This is a genomic window from Deinococcus aquiradiocola, from assembly GCF_014646915.1.
Classification (GTDB): Bacteria; Deinococcota; Deinococci; order Deinococcales; family Deinococcaceae; genus Deinococcus; species Deinococcus aquiradiocola.
Genome location: NZ_BMOE01000006.1, coordinates 161,149 through 177,520 on the forward strand (window position 1 = coordinate 161,149; position 16,372 = coordinate 177,520).

At 68.9% G+C, this 16,372-nt stretch carries 10 protein-coding genes; 8 read left to right on the forward strand and 2 right to left on the reverse strand.

Annotated features, from left to right (window positions below):
• Window position 1: 1 nt before the first annotated feature.
• Window positions 2–1,465 carry a sensor histidine kinase gene (locus IEY33_RS10740; protein WP_188963266.1) on the forward strand — a complete coding sequence of 488 codons (1,464 nt, stop codon included), beginning with the start codon at window positions 2–4 and terminating at the stop codon, window positions 1,463–1,465.
• A gap of 21 nt (window positions 1,466–1,486) precedes the next feature.
• On the opposite strand, the gene IEY33_RS10745 is transcribed toward IEY33_RS10740, so the two are convergent.
• Window positions 1,487–2,158 (reverse strand): hypothetical protein, encoded by a 672-nt coding sequence (locus IEY33_RS10745; protein ID WP_188963267.1) that lies wholly within the window; start codon window positions 2,156–2,158, stop codon window positions 1,487–1,489.
• A gap of 175 nt (window positions 2,159–2,333) precedes the next feature.
• Between IEY33_RS10745 and IEY33_RS10750 the strand changes: the two genes are divergently transcribed.
• From IEY33_RS10750 to IEY33_RS10765, 4 genes are all read left to right on the forward strand, one after another.
• On the forward strand, window positions 2,334–3,611 hold the full coding sequence (locus IEY33_RS10750) for a hypothetical protein (RefSeq protein WP_188963268.1): 1,278 nt from the start codon (window positions 2,334–2,336) through the stop codon (window positions 3,609–3,611).
• Window positions 3,612–4,101: 490 nt separating this feature from the next.
• Window positions 4,102–4,278, forward strand: coding sequence for a hypothetical protein (locus IEY33_RS10755; protein ID WP_188963269.1), 177 nt, complete (start codon window positions 4,102–4,104; stop codon window positions 4,276–4,278).
• 67 nt (window positions 4,279–4,345) lie between these two features.
• Window positions 4,346–7,891 carry a hypothetical protein gene (locus IEY33_RS10760; RefSeq protein ID WP_188963270.1) on the forward strand — a complete coding sequence of 1,182 codons (3,546 nt, stop codon included), beginning with the start codon at window positions 4,346–4,348 and terminating at the stop codon, window positions 7,889–7,891.
• Window positions 7,892–8,073: 182 nt separating this feature from the next.
• Window positions 8,074–10,143: a S8 family serine peptidase gene (locus tag IEY33_RS10765; protein ID WP_188963271.1), complete on the forward strand. Its 2,070-nt coding sequence runs from the start codon at window positions 8,074–8,076 to the stop codon at window positions 10,141–10,143.
• Window positions 10,144–10,429: 286 nt separating this feature from the next.
• On the opposite strand, the gene nagZ is transcribed toward IEY33_RS10765, so the two are convergent.
• Window positions 10,430–11,944: a beta-N-acetylhexosaminidase gene (nagZ, locus tag IEY33_RS10770; RefSeq protein WP_229670939.1), complete on the reverse strand. Its 1,515-nt coding sequence runs from the start codon at window positions 11,942–11,944 to the stop codon at window positions 10,430–10,432.
• A gap of 169 nt (window positions 11,945–12,113) precedes the next feature.
• On the opposite strand from nagZ, the gene IEY33_RS10775 reads away from it, so the two are divergent.
• The 3 genes from IEY33_RS10775 (at window position 12,114) to IEY33_RS10785 (ending at window position 16,293) form a co-directional block, all read left to right on the forward strand.
• Window positions 12,114–12,878 (forward strand): N-acetylmannosamine-6-phosphate 2-epimerase, encoded by a 765-nt coding sequence (locus tag IEY33_RS10775; protein ID WP_188963272.1) that lies wholly within the window; start codon window positions 12,114–12,116, stop codon window positions 12,876–12,878.
• Between the two features lie 58 nt (window positions 12,879–12,936).
• Window positions 12,937–14,160: an ABC transporter substrate-binding protein gene (locus IEY33_RS10780; RefSeq protein WP_188963273.1), complete on the forward strand. Its 1,224-nt coding sequence runs from the start codon at window positions 12,937–12,939 to the stop codon at window positions 14,158–14,160.
• A gap of 90 nt (window positions 14,161–14,250) precedes the next feature.
• On the forward strand, window positions 14,251–16,293 hold the full coding sequence (locus tag IEY33_RS10785; RefSeq protein ID WP_188963274.1) for a glycoside hydrolase family 20 zincin-like fold domain-containing protein: 2,043 nt from the start codon (window positions 14,251–14,253) through the stop codon (window positions 16,291–16,293).
• The last annotated feature ends 79 nt before the right edge of the window (window positions 16,294–16,372 follow it).

Here is a 16,372-nt window from a genome sequence, read left to right on the forward strand (position 1 = left end):
CATGACCCCAGCCACCCGAGAACTCGTCCGCCTGCTGGAGCGACCGGATCACGTGCCGATCTGGCGGGCCGGCGTCATCACGCTGTTCTGCGTCCTCGTCGGGGATCTGCTCACCCCGGCCCACACGCCGCTCTCGTTGGGACTGCCGGCCCTGCTGGCCGCGTCGCTCATCGCGCGCTCCGAGCGCCTCACCGCGCGCCTCACGGCCCTGTCGGTGATGGGCAGCGTCGCCACCGGACTCTACGAAATTCTGCGGAGCGGGTCCGACACGGACGTGGTGCTGCTGCGGATGGGTGTCACGGTTCTCGTCCTGCTCAGCGGTATCTGGGCGACGTGGCAGGCGCGGCGGGCGGAGGCGGTGATCACGCCGGACGTGCCGGTCCTGAACGTGCCCGACATCGAGAGCGGCACGGCGCACCCCACCGAGCGGGCCGCGCGCACGCTCGCTCACCTGTCCGGCGCACACGGTCACCGGCTACACCACGTCGAGAATGCCGCTGCGTGGATCGCCCGGCAGCAGCTGATCACGCCGCTCCCCCCGGTCCGCCGGGCAGGACTGCGCCTCTCACAGGCGCGGCTGCCAGCCCCCGTTCCTGCAGCGCCCGGTGACGTGTGGCGTGATGTGCAGGGCAACGTGTACGTCCGTTTCGCGCCGCCCGGGCAGGGGGAGACGGTGGTGGAACTCACGCGGCCCAGCGCGCCTGTGCCATTCATCGGGGACGCGGCCCATGTCCTGCAGATGCAGATCGAACGCTTCGCTCTGTTCGAGCAGGTGCGCGTGCAGCGCGAACTGCTGCGCGACCTCGTGTACGCCTTCTCGCACGACCTGCGAACCCCCATTACCGCGAACATCCTGCATGCCGAGGCGGCCCTGAGCGGTGCGTACGGCCCGCTCAACGCGGACCTCGCCCTGTTCCTGCAGCACTCACAGCAGGGAAACCGTGACCTGCTGACGGTCTCGGACCAGTTGATGCTGCTCGCCGAGTACGAGAGCGGTGACCTGACAGGCGAGCCCAGCACTCCGATCGACCTGGAGAGCGTGATCCGCAGCGTGGTGGGCGACGTACAGTTGCGGGGCCGCGAGCGTGGCATCCACTTCGAGCTGCACCTGCAGTCCTGCCACGTGCTCGGTCACGCCTACGACCTGCGCCGCGCCGTGCAGAACCTGCTGGAGAACGCCGTGAAGTTCAGCCCGGAGCGTCTCTTCGTGCGGGTCCACCTGAGGAGCGACGGGCAGCACGCCCTGATTGAAGTGATGGATCAGGGGCCGGGCGTGCCGGACACCCAGATCCCTCACCTGTTCAAACGCTTCCGGACGTCCACCCGCGGCAGCGGCACCGGCTTCGGGCTGTACCTCGCCCGGCGCATCGTGGAACGGTACGGCGGCACCCTCACCTACGAACGCAGCGTTTCTGATCACCCATGGACGACCTTCCGCCTTTGCCTTCCCCTCGAGCGCGACTGATCCGGATTCGCCGTTCCGGCGTCAGGGCCGGTGACTGTCCTGCGTGCCGCTGGAACTGAAGAGGTCACTGATCGCCAGTTGCCGGAGCATCAGGGCCTCCCGAGCGCGGTCCACGTAGCGTTGCCGGTACCACGCCAGGCACAGGATCGCCAGCAGGACCGAGAAGGTGGCGCCCTGCGTGCGGATCATCGCCCCGAGGTACGGCGTGAAGGTCTCGGCGTTCAGCACCCACGGCAGCGCCACGCAGATCAGGTACAGAGTGCCGACCAGATGACCGGCCTGACGGACCGGCAGCAGCAGCAGGATCACGCAGGCATGCAGGACGAGCGTCCAGTACGACGCGCTGCCCACGAAGGACGGGGATTCCGGCAGGGTCGGTTTCAGCGCGAACGAGAGGTTGTGCAGGACGGCCAGGACGGCCAGCAACACCACCGTGATCCGTTCTGCCAATCGACTGTACCCGCCGAGCAGGTTCCAGAGCATGCTGCCGAGCATGATGGGCGCCATGACGGGGTACGAGTACATCACGAAGGGTTCACGGACCGGCTGCGTGAGCTGCACGGCGTACGTCGCGGTCAGCCCGATCAGCGGGGCCAGCGTGAGAAAAACGAAGATCCAGCGTTTCTCCTCGAACGAACGCCGCTCATCACCGGTGATGTGCAGCAGATGCAGGTCGTGTCCTTGCCCTTCCACGGGCGTCAGTGTAGCCCGGGCAGGGGTGACATGGACGGCCTCAGGCGGAAATGACAGATGGCGCAGACGGTGCGGCGGGCACAGTACCGGGTTGGCCATCCGGCCACAGGGCGTGACTGAATGGACATGAGACTCCATGAGTGGATCGTTAGGGTGGATGTCAGGAATCCACGTCATGTTCAGCACCCAGCCGCCCATTCCACACGAGACGACGTCCGACCTCCTGACCTTCAGGGTTCAGGGGGAGACGAAGCCCCTGCTGATGCTGGCCTACGTGCTGCTCGAGGGGGAGGCGACGAGAAGTGATCTGGGCCGTCTGTTCTGGCCGTCTTCGGACCAGCCCGCGAACAACCTCAACGTCGCGCTGAGCAAGCTCAGGAAGTGGAAGGTCGGTCTCACGGTGAAGGACGGTACGGTCCGGGTGAGCGAGACGTGCGGCGCAGCGCTCCGGCGCGGTCTCGTCGAGTCCGATTTTCTCGGCAACGTGCCCCTGCGGGACGTCGGGGCGGAACTGGAGGGCTGGGTGCTCGATCAGCGTGAGCGGCTGGCCGGACAGCGGCAGGACGCCCTGCTGAACGAGGCGCAACGCTGCCCGGACCGGCAGGCGCAGCTGACCGAACAGGCCTGGCAGGTGCCTGGGGCTCCGCTGCCGGACGCGCGGACGCTGGCGCGCTTCCTGTGCCTGTGCGGCAGTGGAACGCAGGTGGAGCGCCTGGTCCGGCAGGAACTCGCCGACCTGACGGACGGCTGGCTGACGCCGAACGGCGCGTCGGCCGGGCAGGCGCTGCTCGCGTGGTGGCTGGACGGCGGGTTCGTCCGGCTGGAAGGCGCGGCCGCCACGGTGACGGCCGCACTGAGCGAGATGACGCGCACCCTTGAGCTCGACGCGCTGCCCGTCCACCGCCTCGCCGTCCGGCCCGGCACGACGGCGCGCGCCCTGAGTGATTCGGTCGGGCGGCTCGTTCAGGACAGGTCTGCGACGCAGACCGTCGTCCTCGACGCTCCTTCACTGCAGCCGGACGAGGTCACGCTGTTGCAGCTGAACTGGCCGGACGTGCGCTTCATCGCGCTCGGAACATCTGAGGAGCTGGAGGCGTTCACCCTCTCGTTCGTGGCGCAGCAGCACGGCGCGCATGACGAACCGTACCGGCGGCCAATCCCTGTGGGGCGCATGTGGCCACCGGCCTCGCCGCGCTCCGCAGGGGTCGTCCGGTGGGTCGGCGCACACGTTCGGCACCCGACCCGGTTCATCCTGCGCGGCCCGGCACGTCCGGGGCCGTTCATGGATGTCGACGTCGGTCCGTCCAGCCGACGCGTCGGGGTGCAGCAGGCCAGCAGTCCCCGGCGGGAGGTTGACGTGGGTGCCCGGGCCTCGTCATGCCACGGGTCCTGCAGTGCCCTTTCCCCTGTGCGCCTGTACAGTGCCGCGGCACTGACCGGCGTCTGCGCGTGACGACTGACGACATGCCGTGCCCGGTGCAGGCGGCCACGGCGTGAACGTGGAGTGCGGTAGGGCATATGGCGTTGAGCTGACGTTCCCAGCCTCGGGACGCGCAGCCACCACCCGCCCGCACGCGTCAGGAAGGACGGGCTGGCGGTAGGGCTGGACCGTCGTCCTCTTCTGCGGAGCTGTCCCAGTGACGGGTGCCGGTTCGCGCACGGCCTGGGCAAGCTTTCCCTGCTTCCTGAGCCGTGTCGATCGGATTCCCCCTGGACCGGACTGATCGTTCGGCAAAGTTGACCGGTCAGGACGGCGCAGGAGATGAGAAGAGCCAGGGCTGATCGTTCATCTTTTCCACTGTCATTTAATTCAGATCTCATATCATGCCGCTCCGAGGGTCCTTGCCGCACACCAGCGCGCCACCCACCAACCCGCACACCGGTGCGGCGAAGGTCGGTGCCCCGCGGGCGGGACATCACCACCCTCACGTTCAGGAGAACGAATGAATTCACCCATCTGCACGACCCCAGCACCGCCGCAGGTCACGAAGCAGCGCTACGTCACTCCGGCCGTCACCGACCTGGGCGCCTGGCAGTCGATCACCCTGCAGGCCTTCAGCGCCCCCATCGTCATCCCCATCGGTCCAGGCAGCGGATTCACCCCCAGAAACGACTTCTGACCATCCCCGGACCCAGAGCCCTGCGCCCACTCCGAGACGACACGTCGCCCTGCCACGAGGTCACACCGTGAATACGAAACGAATCCACCTGACCGGCGCGATCCTGACCGCAGCCCTCCTCAGCGGCTGCCAGAACCCACAGACGGCCAGCACGCCCGCACCCGTCGCCACGTCGCCCGCCACGCCGCAGAAGCCCGCCCCGACCGTAAATCGCCCGGCGGACCTGCTCGAAATCAACTTCCAGAACCTCAACTCGGAGGCGACCGCCACCGTACAGTCGCTGCAGCCCGCAACCGTGACCGGCCAGGGCATCTCGAACGGCTCGAACAACCTGACCCAGAAGGTGCTCTCGGTGCAGACCTTCACCGACGAGACGACGGGACGGCGGCACGTCGCCACGACCATCGAATTCACGTACAACGGCGATCAGGACATCACGGCGCCCGTGCTGGTGCCGGTCAACGTGAGCAGCAGCGATACCGCCCTCGGCACGATCGACGGCACGCCGTTCAGCAGCGTCAAGTACTACGACGGCAGCCCCGCCAGCGAGAAGGCGACGGCCATGACGATCGGCCGCGCCAAGTTCTTCAACACCGGTACGCTGAAGGTCGAGACCAACCTCGACGCGACCCCCTACGCGGTCGGCCTCGACCTGTCCGGACTGACCTTCAACCTCCCGCCCGGCTTCACGAGCGCCAACCCCTACGCCGACTCCGGCTGGAAGCCGGGCGTCGACGTGCTGAAGAAAGGTGACGTCTTCACGGCGACCTTCGGCCTCGACATCCCGATGGACCGGCAGAAAGGACCGAAAGGCGACCCCTACGCCGCCTCGATGATGCTGACGATGGCGCAGGGTGCCCCGAAGGTCCAGGAACCGGTCGGCGTGGACCGCAGCATCAGCATCACCGGCGACCTGAGCGGCAACACGCTCGAGACGCGTCAGCCGGGCGTCGGCGTGCTCAACTTCAAGAACGAGACGAACGCGCCCATGAACATCACGATCCGCCAGCCGGAGAACACCGGGGACGGTTACCTGTTCGTCGGCGACATGATCGACTACAACACGGTCCTGCCCGCCGGCGTCAGCACCGAGATCGCCTACTACGCCAAATGCCAGGACAAGGCCGGACTCGTCGAGAAGAACGTCGAGGTGACGATCAAGGAGACGAACCAGGTCAAGACGCAGAAGATCTCCTTCGAGTGTCTGGACGTGCCGCCCGTCGCGGGCGACCCGCAGGTGGTCCTGGCGAGCGACAACGTGCTCACCCTGCCGGCGGCCCTCTACCCGGCTGTCATCTCGTACGACAAGACGGCGGGCCGCCTGCTGATGCAGGGCACGTCGGACTTCGCCAAGTCCCTGAAGGTCGGCAGCGTCATCACGTCCGGTCCCATCGACGGGGTCGCGCCGGAAGGCATGCTGCTGGAGGCCACGGCCGTCAACACGGTCGGCGGGGCGGTCGAGGTGCTGTTCAAGGAAGCGGACCTCTCGAAGGTCTTCACCGAGGCGGACATCAAGAACGTCACCGACCCGACCGCTGCCAACATCGATTTCGCCGCGTCCAAGACGGCAGAAGGCGTCACCATGCAGGCGGCGACCGGCGACAACCTGGTCGAGTACTCCTTCGACGAGCTGCTGCTCGGAGACCGCAAGGACAAGAACAACTACCTGACCGCGAAGGGCACCGTGACCGTCGCGAAACCGAAACTGACGTACGAGCTCGGTGTCAGCGCCCTGGGCCTGCAGGCGAGCACGAACGGAACGTACACGCTGCAGGGTCTGGCCCTGAACGAGAACGGACAGCTGAAGTCTGCGGGGCTTTTTGGGAGTATTGGCAAAGGTCTCAAAAAATTCGGCAACGCTGTGGCGAGTACTGGAAGTAGTATCGGGAAACTTGCAGTCAACGTCGGGAAAACGTTAGGCAACTTTGCCAGCGGCGTGTACAATTCCGCATCGAATCTCCTCTCGAACATCACCCCGAGCATCAAGATCAAGTCCTATGCCCAGGTGAGCGAGAGCGCCAACGTCAAACTGGAAGGCAAGGTCAACCAGAAGTTCCTGAAGAAGACGCTGCTCGGCACCATCAACTTCAAGCCGATCGTCGCGCAGGCCGGTCCTGTGCCGATCGTGATCATCCACAAGCTGGAGGTGTACCTGAACCTCGAAGGCGGCTTCAAGGGGCAGGCGAAGTACGAACTGAAGCACTCGCTGTCCTACAAGTTGGGCATCGACTACGACAGCTCCCGCAGCCAGTCGTTCGTGCCGATCAACGAGCTGACCAACAACTTTACGCAGAATTACGCCCTCAACGCCGAGGCGTACGCGAAGGCGAAACTGGTCGGCCGGTACACCGCTGACCTGTACGGCAAGTACGGCATCTTCGCGGAAGGCGAGTTCGGTCCGGAAGCTTACTTCACGGTGAACGGTTCCGCCGGCACCTGGAAGACGCAGATCTGCCAGAAGGCCAACGTCGGCATCAATCCCTTCGAGCTGGACCTGGTCGTCAAGTCGTTCAAGGTCAACGGCGCGTCCAAGGAAGTGTACTCGGGCTGCCTCTACTCGAACTCCGGGACGTTCTCCGTGCCGCTGCAGACGAAGATCCAGTACAGCTCGGCGGGCACGTTCATCGAGAACCCCTCCGACGAGGAGCCGCTGGCCGTCGATTACGGCACGGCCCTCTTCCGGAACGTCATCGACAACAAGGACCCGAACGCCTCCTACCTGTACGACTGGAGCCTGGACAGCGCCGCGCCCACCGCCGGAACGGCCGATGGTACGAAGACCTTCACGTTCCCGGCCTCGACGGTCGGCCGCCAGATGACCGTGAACTCCAGCGCCCGCCTCGCGTCCGGCGTGTTCGACCGCAAGGCCGACCAGTCCCTCAAGATCGTCGTCCGGAACTCCGCGCCCACCGTCGCCCTCGAGGCGCCCAAGTGGTCCGCGAAGGAGAACCTCGTCCGGGCCTACGCCACGGTCGCCGACGTGAACGAGACCCTGACCTGCGAGAAGGTCGGCTGGTACTCCAGTGCAGTGCAGTACACCGTCAACGTCTCCAAGGTACCAGAAAACGGCAGGTGCTTCGCGGACTTCAAGTTCGCCGCGGACGGCCCGTACACGGTGTCGGCGTACGTCAGCGACGAACTCGGGGTCAAGACGAACCAGAACGCCTCGATCGTGATCGCGCCGACCCCGCCCGCCCACGACGTCAACATCGCCTTCGACGCGCTGATCCCCGCGACGACTCCCAAGGCCCGGGTGAACATGGGAACGAGCACGACCGTCGGCAACCTGACCTTCACGTCCCCGCAGATCTATGCCCTCAAGAACTGGGAACAGTTCTCTCCCCCCGGCATCGTGGTGCTGGAACTGAACCAAACGCCGTCCTACATCCGCAGCGCCCTCGGGGCCGACAAGCTCTTCAACGTCACGGCGATCAAGCTGGCCGGATCCGGCACGTACGAAGCCTATGACGCTCAGCAGAAGCTGATTGGGAGCTTCACGTACAGCGCCAACTCGGGCACCTTCTCGAACTACGTGGAGAAGCTCGTGAGCTGGAAGGGCGTCTCCTACATCAAGGTGACCGGAACGGAATCGTTCCTCTACTCCATCAAGTAACCGGAGGTTCACCCGGCGGAGGCCAGGGTTCAGGTGCGGCAGCCTGAACCCTGGCCTCCGCCTGCACGAATCCCGCGGTGCAGCAGCCTGCCCCCCATTCCGGTCTACCCGGCCCTCGTGGCCCTTTAAGCACCTGCCCGTATAACGGGAACACAGTCCCCATTTCCAGAAAGGTGAGCCCCATGAAGCGACTTGATCTCCGCCCCCTGCTCCTGATCTCCGCGTGCCTCACCGCCTGCAGCGCGCCCTCGTCCCCGGACGAATCCCGGCAATTCCTCACGAACGCCACCATCGGGTTCGGTGCGAAGGAAGCGGTCACGCTCGACCTCCCAGCCGGGTACGCCTGGCGTGCCCTGACCACTCCTTCATGGCTCAGGATCGACCGGACCGACACGCCGGACCGGTTGACCCTGCGTGTCGACCGCGACAGGGTGGCCGATCACGCCACACGTCAGGCGAACGTGCAGGGCACGGTGGACATGTACTGGGCCGCGAGCGACGGCCGCAGCAGCGGCAAGGCGAAATGGGACGTCAGCTTCTCGTTCTACCGGGTGTCCGGAACGATCTCTCCGCAGAGCAGCGGGCAGGACGTTCAGTTGCAGCGCCGTCCGGACGTCCCGGACACGGGCCCGGCGGACAGCCAGATTCTGTCCTTTGGCAGTGTCGCCGACGCCGACGCCTTCGTCAGGGCGGCCCGTGGATCTTCCGGTATGCAGGCCCTCACCGCGCTGCGCCTGCGCGGCGCGTCCTTCTCGCGTCTGGGGCCGTCCAGCGTGGTGATGGACGGCCCCACGCTGGACGGGCGTGAACGGGCGGCGCTGAGCGCGGCGTTCGGGGGGATCACCGTCACCGCGAACGCCGCGCTCCACGAGCTCGGCGATCCGGTCACGGCCCTGCCGATGGAGCCCGCCGACCCCTTCTACGCGAACCAGTGGCACTTCAGGACCCTCGGGTACCCGGCCGTCTGGCGGGACATGGAGAGCGGGACGTACACGCACAGCGCCGTGATCGCCGTGATCGATTCCGGCGTCCGGTACGATCACCCGGACCTCGGTGCCGCGCTGCTCACCGGTATCGAGGGAGCACTCGATCTGCTGCCCGCAGGCGCGTCGGACGACGGTGACGGACCCGACACGGACCCGACCGACCCCGACTTCTTCGGGCGCACCCGTGGGAGTCACGGGACGCATGTCGCGGGCATCATGGCGGCAGGCTGGAACCGTTTCGAGGCGCCGTGCGGCGCGTGCAGCGACCGGGGCGTCGCCGGAGCGGCGTACCGCGCGCCGGTCCGTCTGCTGCCGGTGCGCGCCATTGACGCGCGGGGCCAGAGCGACGTCGCCACCGTCACGAATGCCGTTCTGTACGCGGCCGGCATTCCGACCGAGGTCGAGGGACGCGTGTACGCGAACCCGAATCCGGCGCAGGTCATCAACCTGAGCCTGGGCGGACCCATGGACGAGCAGACGGCCGCGCCCCTGTGCGGCGCTATTCATGCAGCGCGCGAGCGGGGGACCGCGGTGATTGCCGCGGCCGGCAATACCGGGGACGAGCGCGTCCATTACCCTGCGGCGTGCCCGGACGCGGTCGCGGTCGGGGCCGTGACCCTGACGCACGGCGGGCAGGTGGCGCATTCCTCGTTCAGCAGCCATTACTCGGCCGTGCGACTCAGCGCGCCCGGCGGGGGTGCGTCGGACCTGGCGTCCGGGAAGACGTACTTCAACGGTTCGCGCTTCAACGACGCGCCCTTTCCGGACGACATCCTCTCGACAGACTGGGACTACGAGCGGAACCTGCCGGTGTACTCCACCATGATCGGCACGTCTCAGGCGACCCCGCAGGTGTCGGTCCTCACGGCCCTCCTGCTGGCGAAGGGCGTGACGGGCAGCGCGGTTCAGGCGACCGAGCGCATCGAACAGACCGCGACCGACCTCGGAACGCCCGGACGCGACCCGTTCTACGGATTCGGGATGATCAACCCGCGCGCGGCACTGGACGCGCCCGCAATCTCTGCCGGGTACGGCATGGCGTTCCGCAGGGACGACGGCAACGTCTACACCGCCGAAGTCCGGACCGACGGGGCGTTCGAGGCGTTCCTGCCCTCCGGAACATTCGATCTGACGGCTGGCGAGGACCGCAACAGCAACGGCCTGTACGGGGAGTCCGGTGAGGCCGGCGTTCGGCAGCGCGTCCGACTCGGCGCCGACGCACCTGAGCTGAAGCTCGGAGAACTCCGGCTCACGCCGGGCAGGTGACGGTCGCCCGTCTCGCAGCCGGTCCCCGGTCCGGTGTCGATCTGGTTTCAGGGGTGTCGGCGCTGGTTCCAGCCTCCCGGCGTGGACCGCTCGGCGCCGGGCAGGCGCCTGCCCGCTTCCGTCTCGTTCGGGGCGTCCTTTCCGGCGCTTTCAGCCGGGGGCGGTCTGGTGTTCCGCTCGGCCGACCTCCGGGCGTTCAGTTCCGCGCCGCATCCGTGAGGATGGTGCCGTGGAGCGGGTATCGGCGCTGCGCTTCGGGTGTTCGGTCGGGGCCTTGTTTCGCTCGTCAGGTTGACGGAGGACGCGGGCGCTTTTCGGCGGTCGTCTCTCCCGGGCGGTGGCGGTCGTAGGGCAGGTGGGCGGTGGCAGGCGTCTCGCCGCGCAGCCAGCCGGTCACGGCGCCGAGCGCTTCGGGTGGCGTGCCGTAGCTGACGAGGGCGGGCGCGTCCACGTCAAGGACACTGTACGCGTTGTACAGGCAAAGGTGCAGGTGCGGGCGCGCGCCGTGCAGGCCTGCCTGACGGTGGCGTCCGGCGGTGGCGAGCAGCACGGTGCGGCCCTCGGCGCGCAGGGCGTCCCAGTCGAGGGTGTGCGCGTCGTCGTACTCGAAGGTCTGCAGGTCGTAGAGGCTGGCGAGGGTGCGGGCGAGCGCGCGGGCGGGCAGTCCGGCCTCGCTGACGTTCTCGCGCGCTTCCTCGCGGCGGGCGACGAGCGTGACGGCGCTGCCGGGCGCGGGGGGCGTGGCCGGGCCGACAGTGGTCAGCCCGCGCGCCCAGGCGGTGCGGAAGAGGGCGGGGTCGCTGCCGTGCCGGGCGTCGGGGGCGGCGTGCGCGGGGAAGGTCCGGGCGAGCGTCTCGAGGCGCGTGACGCTGGAGCGCAGGGCGTCGTGCGGGAGGGTGCCGTCCTGAATGGCGGCGGTGACGCTCTGGAGGGTGGCGAGCTGCGCGTCGCGGCGGCCGAGGGCCATCACGAGGTCGGCGCCGGCCGCGAGGCTGAGGACGGCGGCCTCGCCGCGCCCGTAGTGGTCGTCGATGGCGCGCATGCCCATGCTGTCCGTGACGATCACGCCGTCGTAGCCCCACTCGGCGCGCAGCAGGCCCGTCAGGATGGCGCGGCTGAGGGTGGCGGGGTGCTGCGCGTCGAGGGCCGGGTACACGATGTGGGCCGTCATGAAGGCGGGCACGCCCGCCTGGGCGGCGGCGCGGAACGGCGCGAACTCGGTCGTTTCGAGCTCCTCGCGGGAGCGTTCCACGCGCGGGAGGGCGAGGTGGCTGTCCTGGCGGGTGTCGCCGTGGCCGGGGAAGTGCTTGACGCACGAAGCGACGCCCTCGGCGGTCTGGCCGTCCACGGCGGCGAGCGCGTGGCGCGTGACGAGGGCGGGGTCGGCGCCGAAGGCGCGCACGCCGATGACGGGGTTCTCGCTCTGCACGTTGACGTCCATGACGGGCGCGAAGTTCCAGTTGATGCCCACGGACCGCAGTTGCCTGGCGAGGGCGTGGTGCACGTCGCGGGTGAGGGCGGGGTCGTCGGCGGCGCCGAGGGCCATGGCGCTGGGCGGGGCGGGCCAGAAGGGCGTGCGGAGGATCGCGCCGCCCTCGTGGTCGATGGCGATGAGGGCGTGGGGGCCCATCACGCGCCGCAGCTCGTGGCACAGGGCGCGCAGCTGCGTTTCGTTCTCGACGTTCTTGCCGAACAGGCACACGGAGCGGATGTGGTGGTCCTGCAGGTACTGGGCGGTGTCGTCGTCGAGGGTGGGGCCGGGGAGGTCCACCATGACGAGCTGGCCGGCGTGAATGGTCATCGGGGACTCCTGGGGTGGAGCGGGCGTGCCGGTGCGGTGCGCTCGGCAATCGTGACGGGATTGACAGTGTTGCCCCCCGAATGTAGGATTTCTCTACCCGAGAAGTCAAATCTGGAGTGGCACTCCACACCGCCATCCATGCCTCACCTTCCGGACGCAGGAGGACCCCGTGCCCACCCCACCCCCCAGCGCCCAGCCACCCGCACCCACACCGCTCGCGCGCCTGCAGGGACAGCTGATCGTGTCGGTCCAGGCGGACGACGACAGCGTCCTGCGCGACACGGCCATCATCGCCGCCCTATGCCGCGCCGTCCTGACCGGCGGGGCGGGCGGCCTGCGCGTCCGCGGCGCGGACGACATCCGCGCCGCGCGCGCCCTGACGGCGCTCCCCATCATCGGTCTCACCAAAACCCGGCACGCGGGCGTGGACGCCTTCATCACCGCCACCACCCGCGAGGTGCGCGAGGTCGCCGGGGCGGGCGCGGACATCGTCGCGGTGGACGCCACGCGCCTCACGCGGCCCGAACCGCTCGTGGACCTGATCCGCGCCGCGCACGACGCGGGCCTGCAGGTCATGGCCGACATCAGCACCGAGGACGAGGCCGAGCACGCCCTGGACCTCGGCGCGGACACGGTCGGTACCACCATGAGCGGTTACACGCCACACAGCCCGCAGCAGGAGGCGCCGGACTTCGCGCTCATGCGCGCCCTGCATGCCCGCGGCCTGCCGTTCGTGGCGGAGGGGCGCGTCAAGACAGTGCAGGACGCCCTGCAGGCGCAGGCCTGCGGCGCGTTCGCGGTGGTGGTCGGGTCAGCCATCACCCGGCCCGACCATGTCACCCGCTGGTACGCGGACGCGCTCGGCACGGCCGCCGGGCCGGACCACGCGCTCCTGCCGGGCCTCACGGCCGAACCGGCCTCGTACACGCCCTGATCCTCCGTCCATCCTTCACCGGCCCGGTGCCGTTCCCACACCCATCCCTGGAGTCCCCATGAAGAAGATCCTGATGACCGCCCTCCTGCTGTCCGGCAGCGCCGCCCACGCCCAGAAGGTCGTGGAGTTCTGGACGATCAGCCTCGCGCCGCTCTTCAACGACGAGATGAACCGCGTCGCCAACGCCTTCGAGAAGGCCAACCCCGGCGTGAGCGTGAAGTGGGTGGACGTGCCGCAGGCCGCCATCGAGCAGAAGCTCCTCGCCGCCGTCGCGGCCGGACGCCCGCCCGCCGTCGTGAACCTCTCGAGCGACCAGACCGTCAAGCTGTACCAGCAGGGCGCGCTCGAAGCGATGGACCTCGGCGCGGGCAGCAAGACGTACTTCGCCAAGGCGCTCGGCACCTTCAGCTTCGGCAACAAGGTGTACGGCGTGCCGTGGTACTGGGCGCCGAAGGTCGTGGCGTACAACGCCGACATCTTCCGCAAGGCGGGCCTGGACCCCGCCAACCCGCCCCGCACCATCCAGACGCTGATGGCGGCCGCGAAACAGATCAAGGACAAGACCGGCCTGTACGGCTTCATGCCGAACATCAACGGCACCAACTTCCTGAACGTCTTCCAGGAAGCGGGCCTCCCCATCCTCAGCAAGGACGGCTCGCAGGCGGTGTTCAACAGCGACAGGCACGTCGCGCTGCTGCAGCAGTACGTGGACCTGTACCGGAAGGGCTACATTCCCGAGGACACCATGCGGCGCGGCTTCACGGCGGCCACGGAACTGTACAGCGCCGGGAAGCTCGCCATGCTGATCACCGGCCCGCAGTTCATCCTGCGCGTCGCGAACGACAACAAGGCCGTGTACGACGTGACGCGCGTCGCGCCGTACCCCATCAACATCGCCGGGAACGTCATCCACACGCCGCTGATGGGCATGAGCATCCCCAAGGGTGTGCAGGACCGCGCGCTCAGCCAGAAGTTCGCGACCTTCATCACGAACGACCTGAACCAGCTGGCGTTCAGCAAGGTCACGAAGACGACCTTCCCCAGCACCGTGCGCGCCAGCGTGGACCCCTTCTTCAAGACGGGCGGCACGAACGCCATCGACCAGGGCCGCCTCGTGAGCAGCGTGGAACTCAGCAAGGCGCGCGACCTGACGGTGGTCGTGCCGGACTCCAGCCGCCTCTTCAAGGTCTTCAAGGACAACATCGAGGCCGCGATGGCCGGGCAGAAGACCAGCAAGGCCGCGCTGGACGACATCGTGAAGGCCTGGAACGCCAGCCTCTGACCCGCCGTCCCGGCTGGCCGGGCGGGGAGGGGCGAGCGTGCCGCCTCCCCGCCCGGTCGCCGCACCCCCACCCCGTTCCCTGGAGTCCGAATGCGCCGAACCCTGCTGACCGTCCTCACCGCGCTGCTGCTCACGCCCCCGTCGGGCGCGCAGGGCGCGGCCTTCACGTCCGTCCCGGACGCGGTGGTGCACGCCCCGCCGACCACCGTGACGCCCACCCCCACGCGCGCCACCTACCCGGCGGGGCTGCTCCCGCTGGACGGCCTGCGCCTGGAGGTGCGCGGCGACGCGCCGGAACTGGCGTGGGCGGCCCGTGACCTGCGGCAGGAATGGCAGACGCGGCTCGGCCTGACCCTGCAGGACCTCAAGGCCGCCGCGGCCGGTGCGTCGCCGCGCATCGTGATCGGCACGCGCGCCGACCCGGCCCTCGCCGCGCAGGCGCAGGCGGCGGGCCTGCAGCCGGACGCGCCGGGGAGCTACGCCCTGACCGTGGACGCGGCGGGCGCCACGATGATCGGCGCGGACCCGGCGGGCGCGTACCACGGCGCGCAGACGCTCGCGCAGCTCCTCACGGCGGGCGGCGTCCGTTACGCCCGCATTCAGGACGCGCCCGCCGTGAAACGCCGCGTCGCCATGATCTACCTCGACGCGAGCAGCGGCGTGAACGACGCCCTCATCCCGCTCCTGGCACGGCTGAAGTACAACGCGGTGCTCGTCATGAGCGACTACGTGCAGTGGGACGCCGCGAAGGCGGGCGGGTACGCGAACCCGCAGGGCGCCACGAAGGCCGAAGCGGCCCGCGTCGCGGACCTCGCGCGGACGCACGGCCTGGAAGTCATTCCGCTCATCGAGACGCTGTCGCACGTCGGCTGGATGTTCGGGAACGGCCGGAACCTCGACCTGCTGCAGGACCCGCAGGGGCAGGCGAACTACGCCTACGACACCCTGAACCCCGAGACGTACTCCCGCGTGATCCTGCCGGTCCTGAAGGAAGCGGTGGAGGTGTTCCGCCCGAAGGTCGTGCACATCGGGCATGACGAGGTCCGCAACCGCGACCGGTTCCCCGCCCGCCCGAACGGCGCCGCTGTCGGCTTCGAGCAGCTGTACGTGGACGACACCGTGCGCCTGCACGACGCGCTCGCCGGGATGGGGGTCGGCACCATGATCTGGCACGACGTGGCGTTCAGCGACGCGCTCGCCGCCACGCTGCCCGCCCGCCTCCCGAAGGACCTGCAGGTCGCGTACTGGAATTACCTGCCCGCACCCGCGTACCCGGCGCTGCAGAGCATCTCGGCGCTCGGGTTCCCGGTGCTGGGCGCCGCGTGGGCGGAACCCGGCAACCCGGAAGCCATGGGCCGCAGCGCGCAGAGCGCGAACGCCGGGTACATCCAGACGCGCTGGACCGGGTACTTCGGGAATCCCAGCGTGTGGGACGGCGCGGCCGCGCAGGGCGTCGCGTACGTGCGCGGCGCGCAGGCCGCCTGGAATCCCGGTGCGGCCCTCCCCTCCCCCGCCGAGGCCACGTACCGTGACCTGTACCGCCCGGAACCGTACCGCGCGCAGGCAGGCACACTCGTGGACCTGACCCCTTACGTGACGCGCGCCCTGCGCGACCCGGACGGCAAGGGCTGGATCGGGAAGGGCGCGGGCACGGACCTGTCGGCCGTCCCGACCGGCGACGTGCGCCTGGGCGACACGCGGTACCTCGTGAGCGGCGCCGTCATGCTGCGCGGCACGCGCGCGAACGTGCAGTCCCTGCCCGTGCAGGTCGAGGTGCCGCTGCACCGGACCTTCACGGCCCTGAACGTCCTGCACGCCACGCCGTGGACGACGCCCGCAGACCGCGACACCGTCGGACGGTACGTCCTCACGTACGAGGACGGCAGCAGCGTCACGCAGCCCATCCAGTACGGACGGCACGTGCGCGCCTGGACGGACGCGCAGGCGAGCAGCATGATCCCCGCGCCCGCCTGGAGCGGCAGCACCCGGGACGGCCTCGCCGTGAACCTCACCACCCTGACGTGGACGAACCCGCACCCGGAACGCCCGGTGCGCAGCGTGACCTTCGTGAGCGAGGGGACGGGCGCGGCACTCGCCGTGCTGGGCCTCACCCTGACGGGAGCCGCGAAGTGACGCGCGCCCGCGCTCCACGCGAGGCGGCCGCACCCGTCCGGAGCGGCGGCACGTCGCGGCGCGTCACGGCGCGCACCAC

What these genes read in the sequence shown, in the direction of transcription:
- IEY33_RS10740 (WP_188963266.1), top strand. Translation starts at nt 2, where the DNA reads ATGACCCCAGCCACCCGAGAACTCGTCCGCCTGCTGGAGCGACCGGAT.
- nagZ (WP_229670939.1), bottom strand. Translation starts at nt 11,944, where the DNA reads ATGACCATTCACGCCGGCCAGCTCGTCATGGTGGACCTCCCCGGCCCC.
- IEY33_RS10755 (WP_188963269.1), top strand. Translation starts at nt 4,102, where the DNA reads ATGAATTCACCCATCTGCACGACCCCAGCACCGCCGCAGGTCACGAAG.
- IEY33_RS10765 (WP_188963271.1), top strand. Translation starts at nt 8,074, where the DNA reads ATGAAGCGACTTGATCTCCGCCCCCTGCTCCTGATCTCCGCGTGCCTC.
- IEY33_RS10780 (WP_188963273.1), top strand. Translation starts at nt 12,937, where the DNA reads ATGAAGAAGATCCTGATGACCGCCCTCCTGCTGTCCGGCAGCGCCGCC.
- IEY33_RS10785 (WP_188963274.1), top strand. Translation starts at nt 14,251, where the DNA reads ATGCGCCGAACCCTGCTGACCGTCCTCACCGCGCTGCTGCTCACGCCC.
- IEY33_RS10750 (WP_188963268.1), top strand. Translation starts at nt 2,334, where the DNA reads ATGTTCAGCACCCAGCCGCCCATTCCACACGAGACGACGTCCGACCTC.